At 44.3% G+C, this 25,055-nt stretch carries 23 protein-coding genes and 1 pseudogene; 15 read left to right on the forward strand and 9 right to left on the reverse strand.

The genetic code is table 11. The annotated features are described in order from the left end of the window. The first annotated feature begins 7 nt into the window (after positions 1-7). Genes ACRQ5D_RS18560 through ACRQ5D_RS18575 form a run of 4 tightly spaced genes read left to right on the forward strand, consistent with a single transcriptional unit; the run spans position 8 to position 4,500 of the window. Positions 8-1,084, forward strand: coding sequence for an ATP-binding protein (locus ACRQ5D_RS18560; RefSeq protein WP_091163323.1), 1,077 nt, complete (start codon positions 8-10; stop codon positions 1,082-1,084). An 18-nt stretch (positions 1,085-1,102) separates the two neighbouring features. Beyond that, positions 1,103-2,203 carry a DUF5682 family protein gene (locus ACRQ5D_RS18565; RefSeq protein WP_432326181.1) on the forward strand — a complete coding sequence of 367 codons (1,101 nt, stop codon included), beginning with the start codon at positions 1,103-1,105 and terminating at the stop codon, positions 2,201-2,203. Then, entirely contained in the window at positions 2,157-3,368 is a 1,212-nt protein-coding gene (locus ACRQ5D_RS18570) for a DUF5682 family protein (protein WP_432326183.1), read from the forward strand. The genes ACRQ5D_RS18565 and ACRQ5D_RS18570 overlap by 47 nt, the downstream gene beginning before the upstream one ends. Further along, complete coding sequence (locus tag ACRQ5D_RS18575) at positions 3,358-4,500, forward strand: VWA domain-containing protein (RefSeq protein WP_091163325.1); 1,143 nt, start codon at positions 3,358-3,360, stop codon at positions 4,498-4,500. Before ACRQ5D_RS18570 ends, ACRQ5D_RS18575 begins: the two co-directional genes overlap by 11 nt. Positions 4,501-4,611: 111 nt before the next feature. Here ACRQ5D_RS18575 and ACRQ5D_RS18580 read toward each other — a convergent pair whose 3' ends face one another. Beyond that, complete coding sequence (locus tag ACRQ5D_RS18580; RefSeq protein WP_431200162.1) at positions 4,612-6,291, reverse strand: GH39 family glycosyl hydrolase; 1,680 nt, start codon at positions 6,289-6,291, stop codon at positions 4,612-4,614. Between the two features lie 263 nt (positions 6,292-6,554). On the opposite strand from ACRQ5D_RS18580, the gene ACRQ5D_RS18585 reads away from it, so the two are divergent. From ACRQ5D_RS18585 to ACRQ5D_RS18600, 4 genes are all read left to right on the forward strand, one after another. After that, positions 6,555-7,361, forward strand: coding sequence for a phosphatase PAP2 family protein (locus ACRQ5D_RS18585; RefSeq protein WP_091163327.1), 807 nt, complete (start codon positions 6,555-6,557; stop codon positions 7,359-7,361). 130 nt (positions 7,362-7,491) lie between these two features. Continuing rightward, entirely contained in the window at positions 7,492-7,893 is a 402-nt protein-coding gene (locus ACRQ5D_RS18590; RefSeq protein ID WP_091163328.1) for a BlaI/MecI/CopY family transcriptional regulator, read from the forward strand. A 15-nt stretch (positions 7,894-7,908) separates the two neighbouring features. Beyond that, the gene (locus ACRQ5D_RS18595; protein ID WP_091163329.1) at positions 7,909-9,495 is read left to right on the forward strand and encodes a M56 family metallopeptidase; all 1,587 of its coding nucleotides are present in this window, start codon (positions 7,909-7,911) and stop codon (positions 9,493-9,495) included. Between the two features lie 109 nt (positions 9,496-9,604). Further along, complete coding sequence (locus ACRQ5D_RS18600; protein ID WP_432326186.1) at positions 9,605-10,465, forward strand: hypothetical protein; 861 nt, start codon at positions 9,605-9,607, stop codon at positions 10,463-10,465. A gap of 295 nt (positions 10,466-10,760) precedes the next feature. Here the strand turns inward: ACRQ5D_RS18600 and ACRQ5D_RS18605 are convergent, their stop codons facing one another. Continuing rightward, positions 10,761-12,059: an IS110 family transposase gene (locus ACRQ5D_RS18605; protein ID WP_431199432.1), complete on the reverse strand. Its 1,299-nt coding sequence runs from the start codon at positions 12,057-12,059 to the stop codon at positions 10,761-10,763. 425 nt (positions 12,060-12,484) lie between these two features. After that, positions 12,485-13,063 carry a Crp/Fnr family transcriptional regulator gene (locus ACRQ5D_RS18610; RefSeq protein ID WP_091171000.1) on the reverse strand — a complete coding sequence of 193 codons (579 nt, stop codon included), beginning with the start codon at positions 13,061-13,063 and terminating at the stop codon, positions 12,485-12,487. Positions 13,064-13,193: 130 nt separating this feature from the next. Between ACRQ5D_RS18610 and mgrA the strand changes: the two are divergent. The 3 genes and pseudogenes from mgrA (at position 13,194) to ACRQ5D_RS18625 (ending at position 16,223) form a co-directional block, all read left to right on the forward strand. Then, a pseudogene (gene mgrA / locus ACRQ5D_RS18615) lies at positions 13,194-14,188 on the forward strand (L-glyceraldehyde 3-phosphate reductase). A 225-nt stretch (positions 14,189-14,413) separates the two neighbouring features. Then, positions 14,414-15,124, forward strand: coding sequence for an RNA ligase family protein (locus tag ACRQ5D_RS18620; protein WP_091171006.1), 711 nt, complete (start codon positions 14,414-14,416; stop codon positions 15,122-15,124). After that, on the forward strand, positions 15,093-16,223 hold the full coding sequence (locus tag ACRQ5D_RS18625) for an AAA family ATPase (RefSeq protein ID WP_256337485.1): 1,131 nt from the start codon (positions 15,093-15,095) through the stop codon (positions 16,221-16,223). The genes ACRQ5D_RS18620 and ACRQ5D_RS18625 overlap by 32 nt, the downstream gene beginning before the upstream one ends. A gap of 50 nt (positions 16,224-16,273) precedes the next feature. Here ACRQ5D_RS18625 and ACRQ5D_RS18630 read toward each other — a convergent pair whose 3' ends face one another. From ACRQ5D_RS18630 to ACRQ5D_RS18655, 6 genes are all read right to left on the reverse strand, one after another. Continuing rightward, positions 16,274-17,353 carry a hypothetical protein gene (locus ACRQ5D_RS18630; protein WP_091171012.1) on the reverse strand — a complete coding sequence of 360 codons (1,080 nt, stop codon included), beginning with the start codon at positions 17,351-17,353 and terminating at the stop codon, positions 16,274-16,276. After that, the gene (locus tag ACRQ5D_RS18635) at positions 17,340-18,812 is read right to left on the reverse strand and encodes an FAD-dependent oxidoreductase (protein WP_431200165.1); all 1,473 of its coding nucleotides are present in this window, start codon (positions 18,810-18,812) and stop codon (positions 17,340-17,342) included. Before ACRQ5D_RS18635 ends, ACRQ5D_RS18630 begins: the two co-directional genes overlap by 14 nt. 189 nt (positions 18,813-19,001) lie before the next feature. Next, the gene (locus tag ACRQ5D_RS18640) at positions 19,002-20,510 is read right to left on the reverse strand and encodes a polyamine aminopropyltransferase (protein ID WP_432326189.1); all 1,509 of its coding nucleotides are present in this window, start codon (positions 20,508-20,510) and stop codon (positions 19,002-19,004) included. A 5-nt stretch (positions 20,511-20,515) separates the two neighbouring features. Further along, the gene (locus ACRQ5D_RS18645) at positions 20,516-21,679 is read right to left on the reverse strand and encodes a hypothetical protein (protein ID WP_432326191.1); all 1,164 of its coding nucleotides are present in this window, start codon (positions 21,677-21,679) and stop codon (positions 20,516-20,518) included. Between the two features lie 21 nt (positions 21,680-21,700). Further along, on the reverse strand, positions 21,701-22,177 hold the full coding sequence (locus ACRQ5D_RS18650; RefSeq protein WP_432326193.1) for a hypothetical protein: 477 nt from the start codon (positions 22,175-22,177) through the stop codon (positions 21,701-21,703). 1 nt (position 22,178) lies between these two features. Further along, entirely contained in the window at positions 22,179-22,532 is a 354-nt protein-coding gene (locus tag ACRQ5D_RS18655) for an S-adenosylmethionine decarboxylase family protein (protein ID WP_091171030.1), read from the reverse strand. A gap of 439 nt (positions 22,533-22,971) precedes the next feature. On the opposite strand from ACRQ5D_RS18655, the gene ACRQ5D_RS18660 reads away from it, so the two are divergent. Genes ACRQ5D_RS18660 through ACRQ5D_RS18675 form a run of 4 tightly spaced genes read left to right on the forward strand, consistent with a single transcriptional unit; the run spans position 22,972 to position 24,701 of the window. After that, positions 22,972-23,565, forward strand: coding sequence for an RNA polymerase sigma-70 factor (locus ACRQ5D_RS18660; RefSeq protein ID WP_432326195.1), 594 nt, complete (start codon positions 22,972-22,974; stop codon positions 23,563-23,565). Between the two features lie 56 nt (positions 23,566-23,621). Further along, positions 23,622-23,912, forward strand: a complete 291-nt coding sequence (locus ACRQ5D_RS18665) for a hypothetical protein (protein ID WP_431200166.1) — start codon at positions 23,622-23,624, stop codon at positions 23,910-23,912. Between the two features lie 31 nt (positions 23,913-23,943). Then, positions 23,944-24,180 (forward strand): FecR domain-containing protein, encoded by a 237-nt coding sequence (locus tag ACRQ5D_RS18670; protein ID WP_431200167.1) that lies wholly within the window; start codon positions 23,944-23,946, stop codon positions 24,178-24,180. A gap of 20 nt (positions 24,181-24,200) precedes the next feature. Then, positions 24,201-24,701, forward strand: coding sequence for a FecR family protein (locus ACRQ5D_RS18675; RefSeq protein ID WP_432329805.1), 501 nt, complete (start codon positions 24,201-24,203; stop codon positions 24,699-24,701). Positions 24,702-25,055: the final 354 nt, after the last annotated feature.

Consider the following 25,055-nt stretch of genomic DNA (forward strand, 5'->3'; position numbering starts at 1 on the left):
CTTTAACATGTCACAGATATTACGTCAGCATGCAGAGCAATTATTTGCACACGAACTGGAAGAATTGAAAAAGCAGGACGGTGATAAGCGTCCGGCCAACTGGGTACTTTCTCCTCAATCGGTAGTAACCTACCTGGTTGGCGGAAAGCTGAAGAATGGCTTTGAGGTTTCGCCAAAATATATTGGCAACCGCCGCTTAATGGAGATTGCTGTAGCTACGCTCACAACAGATCGTGCCCTGTTATTATACGGTTTGCCCGGTACAGCAAAAAGCTGGGTGAGTGAGCATTTGGCAGCGGCTGTAAGTGGCGATTCAACCATGATTATCCAGGGAACAGCTGGTACCAGTGAAGAGGCTATTCGCTACGGCTGGAACTATGCCCGTCTGATAGCACAGGGCCCATCGCCGGATGCGTTGGTAGAAACGCCAGTAATGCGCGGGATGAAAGAAGGCAAGATAGTTCGTTTAGAAGAGCTTACCCGTATCGGCGCCGATGTGCAGGATACACTGATCACCATTCTTTCTGAAAAAATGCTGCCCGTGCCTGAGCTTAATATCGAAGTGCAGGCCGTTAAAGGTTTTAATATCATAGCCACAGCCAATAATCGTGATAAAGGTGTAAATGAATTATCAAGCGCGTTAAAGCGCCGTTTCAATACCGTCATCCTTCCCTTGCCTGATTCGGTGGAAGAGGAGATAGACATCGTACGCCGCCGGGTTGAAAGCTTTGAAAAAGTAATGGAACTGCCGGCCGAACCGCCGGCATTGCAGGAGATCCGCCGGATAGTGACCATCTTCCGTGAACTTCGTGCAGGCGTTACGCTTGATGGCAAAACCAAGATCAAAGTGCCGTCAGGTACCTTAAGTACTGCCGAAGCTATCTCCGTTGTCAACAGCGGTTTATCAATGGCTGCTTATTTTGGCGATGGACAATTGAAGGCAGCAGATCTTGCCGCGGGCATTATCGGTTCGGTAATTAAAGACCCGGTGCAGGATAAACTGGTTTGGCAGGAATACCTGGAAACTGTAGTAAAACCACGTACCGATTGGGCCGACATTTACCGTGCCTGCCGCGATCTGTAATCAAAAAACCTTAAGCCAATGGCAGTACATATTTTAGGCATAAGGCACCACGGGCCGGGTTCGGCGCGTAACGTGAAAGCTTTTCTGGAAACGGTTAGGCCCGATATTGTTTTGGTTGAGGGGCCGCCGGAAGCTGATGCCATGCTGCAATGGGTAAGCAACGAAGGTTTGAAACCACCAGTAGCGCTGCTTTGCTATCAGCCGGATGACCCGCAACGCTCGGTATTTTATCCCTTTGCCGATTTCTCGCCCGAATGGCAGGCAATTGTTTATGCCCGCAGGCAAAATATCCACGTGCGTTTTATGGATCTCCCTGCCGGTAACCAGATGCTTGTTGAAAAGGAGCAAAAGGTTGTTGAACAACAACAAGAGCCGGATACAGATCAGATCAATAGCGAGGGACAAAGCCTTGAGCAACTCTATAAAAGTCCGATAAGTTACCTGGCAGATGCCGCCAGCTTTGCCGACGATGAAAAATGGTGGGAGCATACGTTTGAGTACCGCAATAATAACGATGAGGTTTTTGATGCGGTATCTGAAGCTATGCAGGCGCTCCGCGAGAGTTTTCCTAAAAAGGATAAAAAGCTTGAACAGATGCGCGAAGCATACATGCGCCGTACTATCCGCCAGGCCGAAAAGGAGATGTTTCATACCATAGCGGTAATCTGTGGTGCCTGGCATGCGCCTGCCTTGCAATGGAAATCATCGCAAAAAGATGATAATGAAATACTGAAAGGGCTGCCAAAGGTAAAAACAGAGTGTACCTGGATTCCCTGGACTTTTAACCGTTTAAGCTTCCGTAGCGGTTACGGTGCTGGTATCAATTCGCCGGGGTGGTACAACCATATCTGGAACCATCCGCATGATGATGGTACCTTGTGGATGGCCGAGGTGGCACAACTTTTCCGTAAGCAGCAGATGGATACCTCCGTTGCCCATATTATTGAAGCGGTAAGGTTGGCCGGTGCGCTCGCTTCACTGCGGGGTTTGCCCAAAGTAGGGTTAGAGGAACTGAATGAGGCCACGCTGAGCGTGCTTTGTAACGGCGAGAGCATTTTGCTAAAACTGGTACATGACGAGATTAATAGTTGGCCACCAGATAGGCGAGGTGCCGGTTGAGATTCCGAAACCGCCGTTGCAACTCGATATCGAAAAACAACAAAAGAAATTAAGGCTGCCCGCAACAGCTGATTACAAAGATTATACACTCGACCTGAGGAAAGATACCGACCTGGAGCGGAGTATCTTCCTGCACCGCCTGCAATTACTGGACATTAATTGGGGCAGGCAGCAATACACCAGCGGTAAGGGTACTTTTAAAGAGCAATGGCGCCTGCAATGGGACCCCGGCTATTCGGTGGAGATTATTGAACGCGGCAATTTGGGCAATACCGTAGCTGAAGCGGCCGCGAATAGCGTCCTCAACCAGGCAAAAGAAGCAAGGGAACTGAAAGTTATAGGCGATCTGCTTGAAAAAACGATTCCGGCAGAATTGCCGGGAGCCATTGAAGCGCTGATCAGTCAGCTTAATAATCTGGCTGCAGCCTCTGCAGACGTTATCGAAATGATGGAAGTAGTGCCCGGCCTGATAACCGTGGCAAGGTACGGCAATGTACGCAAAACAGATGCCGAATTGGTGATCAGCATTATCAATAGCATTATTACCCGCGTTTGTATCAGTTTGCCCAATGCCTGTATCGCTATTGATGAAGATGCCTCTCAAAAGCTGCTGGAACTGTTTTTTAAACTGAACGATGGCATTAACCTATTGCAGGATATGGGCATAATTAGCATGTGGCAGCAAACGCTGTTGACTATAGCAGCTAATAAAAACACCTCGCCGGTTATAGGAGGATATAGTACCCGTTTACTGCATGACGCCCGCAAATTGGAGGGCGATCAACTGATGCAGTATTTCAGTTTTGCTATGTCATCGGCCACGGCTCCGGTCATCGCCGCAGCCTGGCTCGAAGGCTTTTTGAAAGGCAGCGGTACTTTATTGTTGCTTGATCAGGACCTTTGGCAGGTGATCGACAATTGGGTAGCCAGCCTTGCCGATGAGGTCTTTATGCAAGTGCTGCCTTTACTGCGCCGCACCTTTGCCAATTTTACCAATCCTGAAAGGAGAAAGCTTGGCGAAAAGGCCAGATCCGGCGGTGGGACGGGGCATCAGCATACAAATATCAGCGCTAATTTTGATGCCGAAAGAGCTAAGCAAGGTTTGCCGGTTATAATGCAATTATTGGGTTTAACCATAAATATTAACGACACAAATGGAAATTGAACCGGAGCACCTGCGCAAATGGCGGTTAATACTGGGCGGTAATCAAAATGAAGGCACCGGATTTAGCCTTGATGATGCCGACCTTAAGGTTGACCGCACACTTGAAGCTTTGTATGACAGCGATAGAACCGGAGGCCTCGGTGCATCATCACCGAATGTAAGCCGTTGGCTGGGGGATATCCGTACCTTTTTCCCATCAAGCGTAGTACAGGTAATGCAGCAGGATGCATTAAAGCGCTTGAACCTGACCCAAATGCTGTTTGAAAAGGAGATGTTGGAAAATGTAGAGCCGGATGTTCACCTGGTAGCAACTTTGATGACATTGAGCCGCGTTATTCCCGACAAAACAAAAGATACCGCCAGGCAGGTAGTACGTAAAGTTGTTGACCAACTGGTAAAAAAGTTAGCCGAGCCCACGCGCCAGGCCATAACCGGTAGTTTAAATCGTAGTGTCCGCAATACAAGGCCGCGGCATAATGAAATAAACTGGGGGGCAACTATTCTTAAAAATCTTAAGCATTATCAACCCGAATATCAAACTATTATTCCCGAAACGAGGATTGGTTACGGTCGTAAGCGCTCATCATTAAAAGATGTGATCCTGTGTCTTGACCAAAGCGGATCGATGGGATCATCAGTGGTTTATTCGGGGATTTTTGGAAGCGTTATGGCTTCTATCCCAGCTGTAAAAACTAAAATGGTGGTTTTTGATACCGCCGTTGCCGATTTAACTGAAGAATTGACCGACCCGGTTGAGTTATTATTCGGCGTGCAATTAGGTGGTGGCACGGATATCAATGCAGCTTTAACCTATTGCCAGCAAATAGTTACCCGGCCTACGGATACCGTATTGGTGCTCATTACCGATCTTTACGAAGGAGGTAACGTTGCCGAAATGCGCCGTCGTGTGATAGAACTGGTTGCGGCAGGTGTGCAGTTGGTAGTATTGCTTGCTTTAAGCGATGACGGCTCACCATCGTATGATCATGGCAATGCACAGTTCCTGGCCGATATGGGTGTGCCCGTTTTTGCCTGCACACCCGATAAATTTCCTGATCTGATGGCCGCCGCGCTCACTAAACAGGATATTGGTATGTGGGCGGCCAGGGAAGACCTTATTATAAAAAAGTAGAGGATTGGCGATTTTACCGATAAACCACCCACCTATACGCTCGATACTTTATCAAAAGTATTACGGTTAGGCAGGCTGGAACAATTTTATAGTTTGATAGATGCTGTTTGCTTACCAGCTAAACTTTAAAAGAGCCACCCCTTGCCTTGGTAACAATACAGTGGCACCTGCCAGCCCTGATTTAGCTTGTAGCGTAACCTGTTTGCCAAACTGTTGTAATTGCTCTGCTTTTTCAAGTTCCTTAATTTGCGTAGCTGTAGGTTTTTGCGGTGAACCCATCTTTTTCCACACTTCGTAGGCATTGCTATGCTCATCATCTATGCGGTATTGAGTTAGTTTTACAAAGGTGGGTGGCAGGTGTCCTATCTTGATCTTTACGGTTTTCCCTGCATCGTGCAGGTCATCATCATGGTAGTTCCACAGCAATACGGTCATTTCTTTTTTATCTGCGGCTGCCAAAGCACCAATATCTGTATTATTTCCCCTGATGCTTGAATCAGCTACGGTTTTAAGCGAATACATCTGGTCGCCGGTTACTTTCAGGCGTTTGCCTTTCATCATGCCCAGCATCCGGAAAACGTTAAGTACCGGCTTATCAACTCCGTTTGTAGCCAAATCGCGGAAGCCATAAAACCAGGGCTGGTTTTCAAACTCGAACGACCATGATACGGAGCCCATAAAATTTATACCTAATGAGTCGGCCAGTTGGTATTCGCGGGCTATGGAAGCTGCTGTATAGCTCGAATACATGGTGCCATTGCGGTAAGCATTTGAGGGATTGGTAGCCATACCGCAGGCCGCGCAACCTTCCGGGTCCGATTCGCCTATCACTATCGGGGTGTTTTTAGTTTCGGGATATGATGCTACAATTTTAAAGCCTTCTCTGATATCGCGGATCTGCGGGGCCATGTTCATACGCACCCGGCCATTGATCAGCGTAGGCTGCCCTTTGGCATGGAAAGAGATCACATCAATAGGCGAACCTATTTTGCCTGTTGCATAGTTGGTGTCGGCAATGCAATGTTTAATGAATGCGTTCAAAAACTTCATCCCGCCGGGACTTGAGCCACCTGCAACTTCTGGTCCGCCCACGTGCGCGGTAGGCAGGGCACGTTTTACGCCATGGGCAGCATAATCATACAGTTTAAAGAACTCTTTCATAGTACCTTTCCAGTAGCCTATGTTTGGTTCGTTCCACACTTCCCAGTACCAGCTTTCAACCTCGGTTTGGCCGTAGCGCTGTACACAATGCTTTACCCATTGATAAATAAGCTCTTCCCATTTATTATAATCTTTGGGAGGGTACGCCCATCCTGTGTAAACATCATCATAGTTATCGCCGGGTTTCCAATAATGGCGATAAGGTTTGGGGTGGGTTGACAAGGCCTCGGGCATAAAACCTATCTGGGCATAAGGTTTCATGCCCAGTTTAATGTAAGTGTCGAATATGCTGTCAACCAGGTGCCAGTTATAAATAGGTTTGCCGCTGGCATCCTCAGTATAGGCATTGGTTGATCCCCACTTTAACGCGGCTGTGCCATCGCCTGTGGTAAGCAGGTTGTGCACACGCATGCGTACCGGTACCGGGCTCAAAGTGGCCAACTCCGACAAAAGTTTACGGCCATCCTTCATGTAGGTATAGTTAGGCTCATCGTGGCCAAACCATGCCCAAAAGGGGTACATATCGCCAATTTTATTATTTAGGCTGATGGTGATATTGGCCTGGTCCTGGGCAAAAATGCGGCCGCTGATAAATAATAAAAGGCAGGGGACAAGTTTGATGATCTTCATTCAGGTAGTTTGGTGGTTTATAAGGAGTATAGATCAAACATAGGTAATTTTATTTATTGTAAAAAGAACAATTAAAATGCGGGCATGGCCTTTCAATCAATTTTAAATCACGTACAACATATTTAACTTAATTTACGTTAACAGCGTGTTAATTTATTGTTTACGCGCTTCAGAAATTCTACAGAATTAAATTGTATAATTGCTGCTATCAGCGCTTAATAAGGGGGATTTCTTTGCAAAAGTTCAGGTTTTATTTTATTTCGATGCTATTGGCAGCTTCGTTCTCGCTGTCATCATATGCCCAGGTTAAGGATACATTACAAAAAGATGCTGTAAAAAGGGATTCTTTGCAGAAAGATTCGGCCAGGAATATCCTGACATTGCCCGATACGGTTAAGCATCTTCAAAGTAGGTTTCCGTCATACATACCGCCCGCGGCTTTTATCACTTATGGCCTGTTATCGTTTAAAGTGGGATTTATACGTAATATTGATTATCGCGTACGGAATGATATGAACAAGGATCATCCCGGCTTCCATACCAAGGTTGATAATTACATGCAATACGCGCCTATAGTGTCCGTTTATGCGCTTAACCTGGCTGGTGTTCATGGTAAAAATACATTTATAGACCGTACTATGCTGCTCGTGCTTTCTGAAGCCATATTTGCCGGTACCACTTTTGGCTTAAAACGTGTTACCCACCGTGAGCGGCCCGATGGCTCAGATAAGTTTTCGTTCCCTTCAGGCCATACCGGTAACGCTTTTGTTTCTGCCGAGTTTATGGCCCAGGAATATGGCGACCGGTCGCCCATATACGGTGGTGTGGGCTATGCGTTTGCAACTACCACTGCTATTTTGCGTGTATATAACAACAAGCATTGGTTTAGCGACATCATAGCAGGAGCTGGTTTTGGTATCCTGTCAACCAAAGCGGCTTATTACCTGTACCCGCTTATCCGTAATGGCGTATTCCGTGGGGGAAATGAGAAAGGGAAAAACAACAACTCTTTATTGTTGCCAACTTACCAGGACGGAAGGGTTGGATTAACCTTCGCCAAGAGTTTTTAAACAACTGATCTTATATTTATAATTTGCAACCACCTTAATATTAGGGTGGTTGTTTTGTTTTAGAGGAATTTTTTTCAAGAAAAATAACTTAGCTATTGTAACGTACGTTTTTAATACATACCTTTGGTTTATGAGTTTGTTTAAAAAGGATATTACTGCTGATTTAACGCCAACCAAAACAGAAATGGACGTTTTGCAGGTGTTGTGGCACCATGGCCCGTCGACAGTGAGGTTTGTGCATGATAAGCTTAACGAGCAAAAGGAAGCGGTAATTTATACAAGCACCCTTAAGCTGATGCAGGTAATGAAAGAGAAGGGGATGCTTAATCGCGATGAAACCAATATGAAGCACGTTTACAGCGCCGCGGTTGAGGAAAGCAGGGTGAAAGGTAATATGCTTGGCCGTTTTGTTGATTCGATGTATAATGGTTCGCCGAGCGATTTGATTGTAGCCCTGTTGGGCAACGACAAAACATCGGCCGAAGAACTCAGAAAAATAAAAGAGCTGCTCAAAAACATGGACGATCAATAATTAAACTTTACAGATATGTACCTGCTCCTTAACACCAACACCATTTCCCACAGCCTGATACAGGCTTTTAGCTGGATGCTGATCCATTCGCTGTGGCAGGGGCTGTTGTTGTCGGTTATGAGTGCGGTGGTGATGTTCCTGACCAAAAAAGCAAGCGCGGCAGTAAGGTACAACCTGGTGCTTGTACTGTTTTTACTGTTTATAGGGAGCTGTCTGTTCACTTTTGTTTGGGAATGGAACAGGCAACCTGTAACTGCGGCGTTTGGTAATGCTATAGGTAATCGTGCATCGCAGCTATTAAACCTTAATGCTGATGGGATCCGGAATTTTGCCAATACCTGTATCGGTTATTTTACCGTCAATGCACCAATGGTTGTGCTGCTGTGGTTTGTGTTTTTCCTGTTCCGCTCTGTAAGGATGATGCGCGGGCTCATATTTATCCATACCGCCAAACACAGGCAGGTATCCGAACCTGTCGGGTATTGGAAAAACAGGGTTGAGCTGCTTTGCGAAAAACTGCAATTGAAGCGGGCTATTCGGCTGCTTGAATCGGGTTATGTGAAAATACCCATGGTTATCGGGCACCTGAAACCGGTAATCCTGATCCCGGCGGGTTTATTGGCAGGGCTGCCGCCCGAACAGGTTGAAGCGGTGTTGCTGCATGAACTGGCCCATATCCGCAGGCATGATTATTTCGTTAACTTTTTACAAACCATTGCCGAAACCGTATTTTTCTTTAATCCCGGCTTATTGTGGATCTCGTCCCTGCTTCGGGATGAGCGGGAAAACTGCTGCGATGATATCGCCCTCGCCCAAACAAAAAACAAACGCGATTTTATACAGGCATTGATCAGCTTTAAAGAACATTCGCTTTACGGAGCAAATTATGCGGTTGCGTTCCCCGGTAAAAAGAACCAGCTGTTGCAAAGGGTAAGCCGCATCCTTGGTAATAAAAACAAAACGGTAAGCCAGGGTGATAAAGCATTTTTGATAAGCGGTGTTGTTATCCTTTCGGCAATAATAGCTACGGCGACCATCGCACAGATCCGGGAAGTTAATAATCCCGGTAATGATAAAACTTATGTGTATAAACAGGAGCGGCATATCACACCATCTGCAGGTGTACAGCCGGTTGCACCCGTTAAATCTGTCGATAAACCAAAACACCCAAAGTACAGAAACATTGCGGTAGCTCAAAAGCCTGTTGCTGCAAATGAAAATGTGATTATGGCTAATGCTGAGCCGCGTTCTCCACAGGAGCAGCTTGAAGCTGATGCGAAGCTCGCAAAACAACGGGCCGAAAAAGAAAGCCAGCAAGTTTCGGCCGATAAAACCGAATATAACCGCGGGCAGGAACAGGCCCGCCGGGATCAGGAACATGCCAAAGTAGATCAGGACCAGGCTCGTCGCGACCAGGAGCAGGCCAAACGTGATCAGGAACAAGCCATGCGGGATCAGGCGCAGGCTAAACTTGACCAGGAACAGGCCGAAAGGGACCAGGTACAAGCTAAGCGCGATCAGGAGCAGACGCGCCGTGACCAGGCACAGGTAAGTAAACCCCAAACAGAACCTATAAAAAGCAAAGTAAGCGTTCAGAATTAAGCAGGTACATTTCTTATTTGGTAGTTAGAGCAGAGGTGCACCCTGCTTTATTGGCCGGACTATGTAATAATCAATTATGTTAACAATCAATTTTTAAACTGCCCTTCCCTTGGGCGGAAGGGAAATCTATTGCCCAAGTTTTAAACTATTAAATCAACAGAAAAATGAAAACCAATTATTTAAGGAGTGCCCTGTTGCTGATAGCAGCAACGGCGTTAACAACTGCGGCAAATGCGCAGAAACCGGGAAAAAAACGGCCTTCAACGCCTATAACAATTACGATACTTTTGATGGTAAGGGGCGCGAACGCATCCAAACTAACTGGAAGGGTAAAACCTACCAAATGGAGCTGGCGAACAACAAGCTGGTGGCCCTGGCAGTCGACGCTGAGATTATCCCATCAACCCAATGGAACGAATATAGTACGGTTATAGCGGCTATCCGCGAGCAGATCAGGAAAGACAGGATCCAGGCAAAAAAAGATCAGGCACAAGCTAAACGCGATCAGGAACAGGCAGAGCGAGATCAGCGACAAGCAAAAGTTGAACAGGAAGATGCCTCGCGCGACCAGCAACAAGCCAAACGCGATCAGGAGCAGGCTTCCCGCGATCAGGAGCAAGCCAAACGTGATCAGGAACAGGCCAGTCGAGATCGGGTACAAGCTAAACACGACCAGGAACAGGCGCACTTAGATCAGATTCAGGCCAAAAAAGATCAGGAACGCGCCGCCGAAGATCAACGGCTGCTAAAACAGATGACAGGTGATTTGGTAGCTGATCATATTATTCCCAATGAGGAAGCTTTGCATGAGCTTTCATTTAACGGTGAAGAACTGATTGTAAACGGTGAAAAGCAGCCCGACAGCGTGTTTAAAAAATACAGCAAAAAATATCCGCGCTTTGCCCTGGGCAACACATCCTATGAAAATGGTAAAAAGCAATTTAACGGCTTGCATATTCATAGGAATTAAGTAGTGGTGTGTGTACGTTGTAGCCGCAAAGCTGTTAGTGTTAGCCAAAGCGTCATTGCAAGTAGGTAAAAGCCGAGTCCTCTGAAGGATGTATGACATTAGGCGGGATGGCCTGTCACCCTGAGCTTGTCGAAGGGTCGCGCGCAGATGCCCTAACCACCATGCTTCGACAAGCTACCCATGACAAGTTTAAAAAACGCCTGTCATTCTGAGTGTAGCGAAGAATCTTCTGCAAGATACAGAGCCGCTAAGCAGGGCGAAGAAGATCCTTCGTTCCTACCCATGACATAATAATTTAAGCAGGTACAAGTTCCCTATTTAATTCAAAGGCGAGTTTTTCTAATCGCCTTTGTTTCTGTTCCTTAATGATATTTTCATAGGCTTGCAGCCCTTTTTCCACAAAGTCGGCTCCTTTTACAATTAAACGCCAGTATTGAGCGGCCAGTTTTCTGGCCGTTGCTTTAATAGCTATTGCCGGACCTTTTCTGCCTCTTAATCTTCTTGCAAATGAACCCCAGCCGATATACTTGCTGTTCAATAATCCATGGGCCATTTGTTTGAATATTTGCCCAACGGCCGGTTTACCCTTACTTTTACTTTTGTTCTTTTTCCCTGAACGGTCCTGGCCGGGAGATAAACCAAGCCAGCTTGTGAAATGTTTTTCACTTGGCCATCGGCTAAGATCCGAACCCACCTCTGTGTATAACTGTAACCAGTTGTAATCTGTAATACCCGGAAGTTTAGTTGCATCCTTACCATCAAATATTTTTAACAGATGATCTCCCAGGTTGTTGATATGAGGTTTGTTGTGACGGATCGCCTTGCGTTTTCCTTCGCTTATTCCCGGCGGCAGGTTCTTATCCCTGTTGATCCGTTGTAAAACACTATCAATCTGGCTGTCGCATTCCATTATCTGGCCTTGATAAAAACCATAAGCCTTATAGGCCTGACCTAATGAAAAAAGCCCTTGCGCTGTATAATGACCTTGCAGGGCTTTCAATAGCTCTTCCCCTTTATTCTCCCTGATCTTTTTATGGCAAAGTGAAAACAACTTATCAGGATCTCGCTCGCCTTGCAGTATCGCATCGATTAACGCCATCCCGCTTACTCCATGGACCTGGCTTAATACCTCCGGCAAACGGATATTCATTTCTATCAGGGCCTTCTGCATGTGTTGCACATGCATGGCCGCACTCCGAAGATGATCTTCACGAAGGCGCTGATAACTACGCAATTCTTTGATATGACCTTCGGATACATAACAGCGGTTCAGCAAGCCATAACTATGCAATTGCTGTATCCACTGACAATCTTTTACATCTGTTTTCCTGCCTGGTAACTGGCGGGTCTGTCTTCCGTCAACAAGCCACACATCCAATCCCCCATCTAAAAGAATATCGTAAAGTACATACCAGTATACTCCTGTGGCTTCCATTGCCACTGTACTTACCTTATGCTCCAATAAATAGTTCTTAAGTGATACCAGATCACTGGTGAAAGTCTCAAACGAACGAACCGGCTGGCCTTCAAGACCCACAAATACCTTGCGGGCTCCAATATCTATACCTGCCGCATGAAAATGCATCTTTTCCATACTTATAACGCTTTTTAAACCGTGCCCGAAGGAGTTTAAAGAAAAGACAGGCTACCCATCGGACAAATCACCCACACAAGGGATCGTACCATACCTTCAGACTCTTGCTTCGGAACCATACTCAGCAACAGGCAATAAGCACTATAACTCGGTCGGCCACACTGCACGGTTCAGCAAATCTATGTCATTTCACCTTCAGAGGCCACGGATTTAAACACTCAGGATGACAATAAGCGTTAATGTCATACATCCTTCAGAGGCCCCGGATTTAAACACTCCGCATGACACTCATTTTTAAACATATCAAGGGTAAGAACTAAACAATCCCCGATTAGCAGATTCTTCCTGCCTATTTGGGATTGCTTCGTTCCTCAATGATGCCTCTTATATTAATTAGTATAAAAATCAGACGGCAAATGAATATCTTACTTCTTCAAACTCCTCGTCCTCAATTTACTTAAAAACTCGGGCGAGATTCCTAAATATGAAGCTATATAATGCTGCGGCACCCGTTGCGGGATGCTGGGATAGCGGTTAATAAATTCAATGTATTTTTCCATGGCTGTGGTTGCTATGGTTTTAAACAGCCGTTTTTGAACTACCGTTAAATGCCTTTGCAGCATGAGCCTGAACATGCGCTCAAGCTTGGGTATTTCATTAAGTAAGCGTTCTTTTGAGGCGCGGGTGAGGATGAGCAATTCGCAATCTTCTAACGTTTCGATGTACATACTGCATGGGGTTTGATCCTCAAAGCTGGCCAGGTCGCTTACCCACCAGTCTTCAATGGCAAATTGCAGGGTTACTTCGGCGCCGTTTTCGTCGATGATATACTCGCGGATGCAGCCTTTGTTTACGTAGGCTTCAAAATTGCAGATATCTCCGGCTGCAAGTAAACGTGTTTTTTTAGGTATTTTCCGGTATTCCAATATCTCATTAAACAGCGCGGTTTCTTCTGTAGTTAAACTAACCGACCGCGCCGCGTAATGATTGATATTTTGAAACATGGCTCAAATATAAGCCCGGAGCGGGGGATACCCACAAATATGCGCCTGTAAATAATTTTATTTCTTGTCCCAGTTCAATGGATTTTTGTGGCAGATAAGCCAACTTTGGACTTTACTAATTATTTAAGATATGACTTATCTACCTGATGCAAACCGTTACCAAAGCATGGAATATCGCCGTTGTGGTAACAGCGGTTTAAAGTTGCCGGCGGTATCGCTTGGCTTGTGGCACAATTTCGGCGGTATCGATAGCCTGGAGAATGCTCGTAACATTTTACGTTTAGCCTTTGATAAAGGCATCACCCATTTTGACCTGGCCAACAACTACGGCCCGCCGCCGGGCTCGGCCGAAGAAAGTTTTGGCCGTATTTTTAAAGATGATTTTAAAAACTACCGCGATGAACTTATTATTTCAAGCAAAGCCGGATGGGGTATGTGGGAAGGCCCGTATGGCGACTGGGGCTCAAAAAATATTTGGTAGCCAGTTTAGATCAAAGCCTTAAACGTATGGGGCTTGATTATGTAGATATTTTCTATCATCACCGTCCTGACCCTGAAACCCCCATCGAAGAAACTATGGGCGCGTTGGATCTGATAGTACGCCAGGGTAAAGCCCTGTATGTTGGGATCTCAAGCTACAGCGCTTCCGAAACTGAAAAGGCAGTTGCCGTATTGAAAGAGCTGGGCACACCATGCCTCATTCATCAGCCTAAATATTCCATGTTCGATAGGTGGGTTGAAGGTGGCTTGCTTGATGTGCTGGAAGACAAAGGTGTAGGCTGTATACCATTCTCTCCGCTGGCACAGGGGTTATTAACCAATAAATATCTGAAAGGTATTCCGGAAGGATCGCGGGCAGCTGCCCATCGTGGTAACGGCGCTATCGACGAAGATGCCATAACCGAACAAAATATAGCCAAAGCAGCCAAGCTAAACGAAATTGCATTGCAGAGGGGCCAAAACCTGGCGCAGATGGCCTTATCGTGGATCTTGAAAGATAAACGCATCACTTCGGTGTTGATCGGTGCAAGTAAGCCGGAGCAGGTTACAGATTCTATCGGTTGTTTAGCCAATACATCATTTAGTGATGAGGAGTTAAAGCTGATCAACAATATACTGGCGTAAGACTAACCAATTCTGATATATTACAATCGACTATTGTTAGCCTTCGGTGTAAACCGGAGGCTTTTTTGTTTTTAATTATAAGGTAGTTTTTTACCTTTGCACCAGTAACAACAAAAACTCTCAAAAATTTGAGCCATGTAATCTCATTAGCATAAACGTTTAATGAGCTTCCCCATCCCAGGGGAGGAGGTGAATTTCTATTTCTTTTAATTAAAATTTTACAACATGGCTATATCACAAAAATATGGTCGTACGTATCATTATCCGTTTTCGCCGGGTACAACCAGCGATGACAGGATACAGCACGACTATTGGCAACACATACAAAAAATACCCGCGCTTATCCATACTGAAAAGCTGGATGGCGAGAATAACTGCTTATCGCGGCACGGCGTTTTTGCACGGTCTCATGCAGCACCAACGGTCTCTGCCTGGACGGAGAGCATCCGTAGGTTTTGGCAGTTGATCAAAAATGATCTGGGTGATATGGAGATCTTCCTTGAAAATCTCTACGCTGTCCATTCTATCGAATACCGGAACCTCGAACATCATTTTTATGTGTTCGGGATCCGCGAGCATAACCGTTGGTTAAGCTGGGAGGAGACAAAGTTTTATGCCGCAATGATCGGTTTGCCAACCGTTCCCGAACTGGGCGTTGTTCATTTGCCTGTTGAGCAGTTAAAGTTTGAGCATGATGTTTTGGCTCTTACCAAAAGCAGGGGGACTTTTGAGCCTTATGATGTGTTGGACGGAAAACCTGCAACTATCGAAGGCATAGTATCCCGCAATGCGGATGGATATGCAGCAGATGATTTTGCGTATAATGTATTTAAATATGTAAGGAAAGGGCACGTTAAAACCAGCCAGCACTGGACACGAAGCTGGAAACGTGCACCATTAAAAAATGAAGGAGGTAACTATGTGGGCCATTACTAAAAATAAAGACTGGACATATCTCGAAACCCGTTTTGATTGGGTACAACGGATGAAGGATGTACCGCAGGATGCCATATACCATGCCGAAGGCAATGTTGCCATCCACACCCAAATGGTACTTGAAGCACTAACTGCTGAGCAAATTTATAAGGAACTGTTAGCCCAGGAACAGGAAATACTTTGGGCAGCTGCTTTGCTGCACGATGTTGAAAAATATAGCACGACAGTAATTGAGCCGGATGGACGGATTACTTCAAACGGACATGCCCGTAAAGGAGCTATGACAGCCCGGCAGATATTGTACAGGGAAATACCAACGCCTTTTGCTATACGTGAACAGGTAGCCGGGTTGGTGCGTTATCATGGTTTGCCACTTTGGATATTCGAAAAAAGCGACCCGGTAAAGTCCCTGATTATGGCAAGCATGGAGGTTAACACGCAATGGCTTGCTTTGCTTGCCCGTGCTGATATGTTGGGCCGAACCTGTGAGGACAAGGATGAAATGTTGTACAAAGTGGATTGCTTTGAAGCTTTTTGTCGGGAGCAAAATTGCTGGGGTGTTGCCCGGGCATTTACAAGTGATGAAGCGAAGATATATTATATGCAGCACGAAGATGGATATGCAGATTATGTACCTTTTGAACAGCCCGTTAACGAAGTGATATTGATGAGTGGCTTGCCCGGAGCAGGTAAAAATACTTATATCCAAAAGAATTATCCTGATATGCCGGTAATATCACTCGACGATATCCGTGCAGCAAAAGGTATTTCGCCTACGGATAAAAGCGGTAATGGTATAGTAATACAGGAAGCCAAAGAACAGGCCCGTGTGTTTTTGAGGAAACAAAAAGGCTTTATCTGGAATGCTACCAATATTACCCGGCAAATGCGTTTACAATTGATCGAACTATTTGCCACTTACAAAGCCGCGGTAAAGATTATTTATGTGGAAGTACCCTACGTCGGATTACTAAAGCAGAACAGGAACCGCGAAGCAGCCATACCAGATGCGGTACTTGAAAGGTTGATTGATAAGTTGGAAACTCCGGCATTGTGGGAGGCTCATACAGTGGTTTACCAGGTGAATGATACAGTTTGAAAATTAAGCGCCGCCAATGCTGGCGGCGCTTTTACCAATCCCAGTTGGTGCTATGCTTCTTGTTGCTTTCGCATACGCCATATAAAACCATCAAGTACATAATGGGTTGACTGTGGCAAGGCTAAAAGCGGAACGGTTAAGGCGAGGATCATATCGCTGTTAATGGATGGTAACCCTGCAAAGATCCTGAATACCGAAACGTGCTCTTTCCAGATCAGGCCATCCCAAAGACCTTCTTCTACATAAGCAAACAAAATAAGCAGGCCGATAAATGAAAGTACCCCGTATTTGCTAAAAGTAAGTTTCATGAACCCTGTCTGGTAGTTTTTTTGACCGGTAAATTTTTTCTGCTCATAAAACCACACTAATGCCATGTACGGAATGCCATGCGATACCACGTTGAGCGTGGTGAAAGCCATATCGCCATTATAATATACAATCCCGAAATACCACGACAGGAACGTGCCAAGCACCACCATGTTTTTGGGTAAATTAAACTGTTGTTTTTTAATGTAAAGCCATACTTCCTTAATGATAAACAGCGCTATGCTAAGGAGGTAGATGACTTTGGCGGCTATAAGTAAACCATCAAAATGGAATAAAACAAAATCCCCGTTAACAAACCAGTTGAAGTTTTTTTTGTAGCCTGCAAAATGCCAGTATAGCAAGGGATATATGGTAGCTATATAAATAGCTGTATTGTCAATATACTTTAATAATGATGTTTGATTTTCCCGGCGCGAGTAAATGCGCAGAAAACCATACTGTTGCCTGATAAAGTGATAGACGGCAAGGTAAGCTAATAGCCGCCAAAAAAATATACCGCCGGCCAGGTAAAGCATCACACCACCTATATAACAAAACAAGGGAACAGCTATCAGTATATGCGGCTGCTTTTTAAATTCGGGCGGATTAAAATAAGTTCTGTAAAGGGTGCTGTAAACATGGGCTACATCAATCATTACAATCAGCACAACCCAATACTGCACCGGCATAAGCGCTGAGTTTTTAAATTGTGCCGGAAAAAGCGCTACGGTAAGCAGCGCAATAAATGGAGGCGACAGGATGAAGACCCCATCGGTAAGGCTATTCTTTACCCATGGTTGGGTACCTGTTTTAAGCTGCTCCATTGTTATGTTCAATAACTTGCTGTGCTGCCCGGATGCCCTGGTGAAAGGCCTCTTCAAAAATGGAAATCCCGCTTAGATCGGTATGCGCAAAAAAGATTTGATTATTGATAGCCTGCTTTGCTTGTTGGCGGTTACTGCCCCAGATATAATTTACCGACGGTGCTATCATGCCATGGCCCCAAAGCCACATATCGGCCTGTTCAATATGCTCCGTTATACCGGGGTGCATCTGTTCCATTTCACTTATTACTATATCCAGCCATTGTTCATACGTACGGGTATAGGCTGCAAGACGGGCTAATCTGGGCTCTTTATCGCAAAGCGGTAGGTAGTAGGTAATGACCTTTTTTGCTTCAACCAGTTTTGTGTCCTGCTGGTTGGCATTTACATAACCTACTGATGCCGTGTTGTAAGCCACATTATCCCAGCAAAGCACCATGCCTTTAGCAGCCGTTGGGATTTCGTTAACGGTAAGGTTGGCGATGAGCCATGGCGAATAATGCAGCATACTTGCATCAAAGCCAGGTCGTGCTATGTTTTTAAGAAGTTTTTGATTAACAAATTGAGGCGAGGCCATGATCACTTTATCTGCATGGAAAATAGCAGATGTATTTTGTTTCAGATCAAGGACTTTTACTGCTACTTTACCGTTTTTATCCAGTTGAATATCATAGGCTAAATGCGATGTTTGCACGTGATCTTTAACAGTTTCCCTTAGTCTTTTCATTAGCCAGCCATTACCCTCGGGCCAGGTAATTACTGCATTGGGATCGGCATTGGCAGCTGTTCCTTTCCTGGCCGAAAAATAATGAAGGCCGGCCCATGCACTAACATTCAAGGCCGGTGTACCATAATCATCCTTGCAGCAATAGTTTAGGTACCACAATAAATAAGGAGAATTAAAGCCGTTTTGTTGTAAGTAATCATGAAAACTTATCCTGTCGAGCTTACGGTAAGTATCATCGGCCGAGCTGTTATCCAACGGGATATCAAAAACGTATTTGCTATCGTTGCCCCGGGCGTTTTTGAGTTGGGTTATCAGGTTGAAAAAGCGAATGACCTGTTTGCGGTCATTATCGGTAACACCAAAATCGGGTACTATGCCTTCCTGCCAGTGGCCGTTGATGAGCAGGCGTTCTTCAGGGTCGAAACAGAGGTAAAACTCGTTGTAATAAGGCTGCCCTTTTTCGTCGAAGTGGGTTATTACGCCGTTCTCCTGTAAAAAGTCTACCAGTGGTTTATCGTAATTATTTACAATAGGAATGTAATGAGCTCCTAAGGGGTAAGAGGAAACACTATTTGTGCCAAAGAATGCGTTGCCACCAGTGTGATCTTCCAGTTCCAGTAATTTAAAATCTGTTTCTCCCTGTTTCTGCAGCCATCTTGCGGCCGATAGCCCGGAGATGCCGCTGCCGATGATCAGTGTTTTAACTGATTGCTGCGAGGATGGAATTGGCATAGGCAACTTATCGCGCAGTGCATGACCCGCTTTTGCGTTCGGCCCCGAAAGTTTACCTTTTATGTGTGCATAAGCCGGTTTACCACCACCTATTTTTCGGATGCACCCGTTAAAAAAATAGCGCCTGTTACCAGGCCAGCCTGCAACAGGAATGACCGGCGGCTTAAAGGTTTTACGCCAGATGAGCGGTTATAAAACAGTCGACCACTCATCTTCAAAGTATTTTACTAAGATCTGGTTGTTTAGCTTGTTTACCTGCGCCGGTACCCGGGCCATATCCTTGGGGAAGTAAAGCATTTGCTCAAGACATTGTTTCGACATAAAGCGCAAGCCCGGCAGGTAATGATCTGGTACCTTATAAACAGGTTTGCTCATGGCCATGATATAGCCCCATTCGCCAAAAGATGGTACATAGTTGTGGTATGGTACTGTATGCAAACCAACAGATTGCAGTGTTTTTTCAACCGTGTAGTATGATTTTGGAGCTATATATGGTGATGTAGACTGCACCACCATAATGCCATCGGGTTTAAGCAGGTGTTTAACAATAGCATAAAAAGTATTGGTGTACAGCTTGCCTACCGAGTAATTTGATGGATCCGGAAAGTCGATAATAATGGCATCATAAACTTTACGTTGCTCGCGGGCCCATGAAAAAGCATCAGCATTAATAACCGTAACCTTGGGTGAAAGAAATGAGCGGTTGTTCAGTTTCAACAACATTTCGTTGGTGCGGAACAGTTTGGTCATTTCCTTATCCAAATCAACAAGGGTAACGGTTTGAATTTGTGGATATTTCAGGATCTCGCGTACCGCCAGTCCGTCGCCTCCGCCCATTACCAGCACGTTTTTAGCATCAGGCAATGCCTGCAATACCGGGTGGATCAATGCTTCATGATACCGGTATTCATCAACCGAACTGAATTGCAGGTTGCCGTTGAGAAATAGCCGCAGATCGCGCCCTTTTTTGGTGATGATAATGCGCTGATATGGCGTGCTTTTTGAAAATATAATGGTGTCGCTGTACGTTAAACTTTCGGAAAAATTAGTGATGGTGTTGGCGTATATAAAGCCGGTTAATAACGCCACAAGGCTAATGATAGATGCGCTTTGCAGGTATTTAGCCCCTTTAATTTCATGTTTAAAGTTGATGCAGGTAATCAGCGCTACCAGTACATTCAACATGCCAAATAAATAGGCGGTACGGACAATACCCAGGTAGGGGATAAGCAGCAACGGGAACACCAGTGATGCTATCAGCGCGCCAATATAATCGAAAGTGAAAACCTTTGATACGAGGTCCTTAAATTCAAACCTGTCTTTCAAAATCCGCATTAACAGAGGGATTTCCAGGCCAACCAATATCCCGGTGATGGAGATAAGGCCATACAGGATGATGCGGAATGAACTTACACTTTCAAATACCAGGAAAAGGATTGACGAGCTCGTACCGCCTACAAGGCCTACCAATATTTCAATGCGGATAAACCAGCCTAACAGGTTTTTATCAAAATATTTGGATATCCATGAGCCCAAACCCATCGAGAACAAATAAACACCAATAATGGTTGAAAATTGGGTAACCGAATCACCAAGAAGATAGTTGGCCAGTGTACCTGCTATCAACTCATAAATAAGGCCGCAGGTGGCAATTATAAAAACCGAAACGAGTAATAATACGGGGAGTTTTTTATTCATATCCATTATTTGTGATAAAACCTAACCCCATACCCAGAGTGCGCTACCGTACCATGATATCCTGCATTACGTTCTACATCATTACTTTGCCAAAAGGCTATGCCATTAAATGCATCGAAAGTAAAATACACTACTATCAATGATGCTATAACTATATATGCTATGTTTGATTTGATGAGTTTCATTCTGTCGTCGTCTTTTTGATAAGGTGAAAAGTCGCTGTTCATCCAGCGGTTAACTTCAAATCTGCGTGCGCGGTACCAGCAATACAGCGGATAAAGGCACAGTATTAAAAATGTGATCAGAATATTTCTCCATAAAGTCACGCTTTCGGTAACCTTTACATCAAGCGAATTGACCAAACTTGAACCCGAATAGGGATACATGTTTACATGGTATTTGCCCGGCGGGATCTCTGAAAGCAAAACCGTTTCATGTAAGCCGCCTTCGGACCAGCTTTCGCCGTCCTCAACACCGTGATAGTATTCAATGTCTTTGGTAAGGCTCCAGGTTTGATTGTCTTTTTCGCTTACCAGTTCAATAGTTGTGGAAAGCCAGTTATTATCAACTTGCGATGATAGTTCTATTTCCAAAGGCACCGGGCCATCTTCTATTTTAAATGTTGGCGTTTTGAATGATTTAAATTCAAAGTTGCCTGCGCTGTCAGGCTTTACATTTGCACCGGCAGTGTCCCGGGCAAATGAGTCAATGGCTTTGGCGCTGTCCTGTAATATGTTACCTATAGCGGTAGCTGTACTATCGGTTGTTTTATGATCTCCCGTAACCATAACACTTTTTCTTTTTGCAGTATCTGCAGGCCGGGGCCGTAAATCAAGCGAATAGCTATGTTCAAGTAAAACTGTTTCGGGCCGCAAGTATCCAACCCAAAGCTGTATCAATAAAAAAGCGATAATGGCAATGCCGCTTATCATCAAGGCGCCATTCCAGCGTGCCCTGTGTTTGGACGCCTGGTTTGCCCCAATACCAACTTTTGAAGGAAAGTTACCCAATGGAATTTTAAAAGCAGCTGCGATCTCTCGCTCTTCAATGTATTCGCCAAGATACCAGTCCTCTTGTTGGGTACGCTGATTTTGCTCCCATGTTAGTAAAAATGGTGGCCTGATGTATTCACGCGCTTTGATCCTTTCTGTCGCGGATATCCCAGTCAAATTCTCCGATGAGCGAGTGAATTACGGGGCGGTAAGAGTTAAAAAGGTTAAACTCAAGCCCCTGGTATAAGGCTGTATTTTCGAGGCTCTTTTTGATTTTTCAAGATCTGGAAAAAAGCTTTTGCCTGCAATTAGCGACCAGTGCCCATCAAATTCGGCCAAAAAAGCGTAGCCTTTGGCGTAATTGTAAAGCATGTATTCGCGCCATTGGTATTGGTTGTAGGCTGCTTCCTTCTTTTCGATATAGGCTATCACTTTATACTCCACATCGCGGAGCAGACCTTCGGTACCTATGGGCAAAACAGGTTTGTTTTGAATTGAAACAAGGCGGTCTTTAACGTAAGATTTGCCATCAGTGCCAAATAACAGATAGGAGTAGCATGAAGGGCAAGCCGCTGCCTCACAAGCAATATGATCATATAGTGTGATGGGCTTGTGGCAATTAGGGCAGGTAATCGAATCCGAAAAAGGAAATGCTTTAGGGTTTAATGTGGCCATGCTATCTCTTTATTTCGTTTTTCTGTAGTTCAACCCCTTCAAAAAATTCAAGCACGCTGCTGTATAAAGCACGGGTCTTGTCATCATTTTCGCGCTGGTAATTAGAAAGGAACACATCAAAGGTAGCTGTGCCATATTCGGGCCAGGTATGGATAGACATGTGCGACTCTGTAAGGCAAATAACCGCAGTAAAGCCGCCACCCTCAAAATCATGATAAACCTCACCAACCTTATTTAGCTGGAAGTGGGTAATAAGCTCATCGAATAATTGATGACAATCTGCACTGGATAACAGTTGGCTATGTTTAGCAGATGTAAATTCAGATAAAATGTGAAGTCCAGGTTTGTAGGGCATTAGTGTAAATAAATTCGGAACTAAATATATGAAAATATTTATTGTACCTGTTTTTTGATTTTATTCCCCTGAAGCGGTTAATTGGGATGGGAAACATTAATTTAAATCAAAAAATGCGTTGTTTTATTATTGTTTATTTGACAATTAAAATTAATATTAAGTACAGGTAAAAGTCAGGCAGTTGGATTTTATGCTATTTGAAGGCGTTTTTTAGCTGTTGTATGTTTTAGTTGGATAAAACAATTTAGCATACCGTATTTTGTAAAGGCAAAAAAATATTTTAATTGTTTTTTGAACAATTAAAATAAAATGTCATATCTTAGATTTTAATTAGGGCAATGACTTTGCTTTAATGAAGACCAATAGCCAATTATATTAATTTAACTATACAAGAACTGTTTCACGGTTTTTGATCAAAGTAAATACAACCGATAAGGAGATGCTGGACACCGAGATTAGGTACTTACTTAATGATATTGCTTTAAACAGCAGCAGGGCTTCCTTTAAAAGGCTGTACCTGGCTTATTATGGTAAATTATTTAACCTGGCAAAATCACTGGTAAAGCAGGATGAACTGGCCGAAGAAATCACCAACGATGTTTTCATGAACCTTTGGGGGCGCCGGGCTTCTATTGCGGAGATCAATAACCTTACTTATTACTGCTATACATCGGTTAAAAATAAGTCGCTTACCTGCCTATCCAAAAATCAGCTTAAAAGCGTAAATATTGATGATATAAACGTAGACGTTGCCGATTCGGGCGCTACAGGTGAAGACAAGCTGGTTTATGAAGATCTTACCAAACTCATCAATACTACTTTAAACAAACTTTCCGAACAATGCCGCCTGGTTTTTAAGCTGATAAAAGAGGACGGCTTGAAATATCGCGAAGTAGCCGACCTGCTCGATATCTCTATAAAAACGGTTGAATACCATATGGGCAACGCGTTGAAAACCCTTGCGCAAGGGTTAAAAGACACCGAAAAAGCGGCGATGCCTGCCAGCCCCGAAAAAATTTCAAAAAATATTTGATCTGCCCACTGGGGTATCCTGATTATTTACAGTCTTTATATATAGAGCTGTAAATAATGATCAACAACATCTGGATACTTATTGGTAAAAAGTTAAATGGTGAAGCTTCGCCCGAAGAGTTACTTGAACTTGAACAACTGTTGCAGCAACAGGAAGCCGCCGGTATGTACCCAATGGATGGACTGGAAGCGATCTGGAAAAATGATCAGCAAGCAAGCCAGGATGAAAAGCTGTTAAGCAAATGGGATGCTTTTGAAACCGAACTTGATGTCATTGAAGAAAAAGAGGCTGAACAAGCCGCTCAAATTATCTCAATCCAAAGCAAAAGAAAAAAACGGGATCATTAAACTGGGATCGTTATTAGCTGCCGCATGTTTGATGCTGGGCATATTTTGGTTTACCCGCAAAGAAACTATCACTACCGGGAAACCCAATGAAATAACTGCTCCTAAAAACGGCATCAGCAAAATTCAATTGCCCGATGGCAGTCGTGTTTGGCTTAATATGGGCAGCAAGCTTACTTATAATAATGATTTTGGCACCGAGGAAAGAAAAGTATCCCTGGTGGGTGAGGCTTTTTTGATGTTGTTAAAGATCCGCAGCACCCTTTTGTAGTTACTACCACAACTATCAGTATCAGGGTGTTAGGTACTAAATTCAATGTGCGTTCATATAATAATGATAAAACATCCGAAGCCGCACTCATTCGCGGTAAAATTGAACTTACCGTTTTAAAAAATCCCGAAAAAAAGATCATCCTTAACCCATCAGAAAAAATTACGGTGATCAACAACCAGGAACTGCAACTTAAAAGTAATACCCCAACATATAAGATAGCCGAAGAAACTCCGCTTATAGCACTGAGCCGCATTCACCAGGCCAAAAAGGATACCTTGCCGTCAGAAGCCTTATGGCTTGAAAATAAACTGGCCTTTGACGCTGAAGATTTTGAAAACATCGCCCAAAAAATGGAGCGCAGATATAATGTGAACATCGTTTTTGAAAATGAAGATGTAAAAAAGCTGCGCTTTACGGGGAAATTTCAAAAAGAATCGATTAATAAGGCTTTATTGAGCCTGCAGAAAACGGCGGCGTTTCGTTATAAAATTGACACTAACCAAATTGTAATTTATTAATTAATAAACCTTTATGAAAGAGCCTATGCGTAAATAAGTATCAAATCTGAAACCATAAAAAATGGGAAGATGTTCCCGCATCCCCCCATTATAATGTGGTACAAGTTAACTACCAGTCCTTCTATAAACCAAATAGTTAAAATAACCTTAATGCTAAATTATGAAAAAAATGCACACCGCATTAACCCATTGCGGCTGAACCAATTTTTGAAAGTACTTCTTATGTTTAAATTTATCTGTATCCTGGTACTCGCCTCCTCGTTGCAGGCGTTTTCAAAGGGATATGGTCAGACCCGCATCAACGTTAATTTTCAAAACATGCCCCTGAAAAAGGCGTTAAAGGAAATCGAAAAA

Source organism: Mucilaginibacter sp. P25 (genome assembly GCF_050859465.1).
GTDB lineage: Bacteria > Bacteroidota > Bacteroidia > Sphingobacteriales > Sphingobacteriaceae > Mucilaginibacter > Mucilaginibacter gossypii.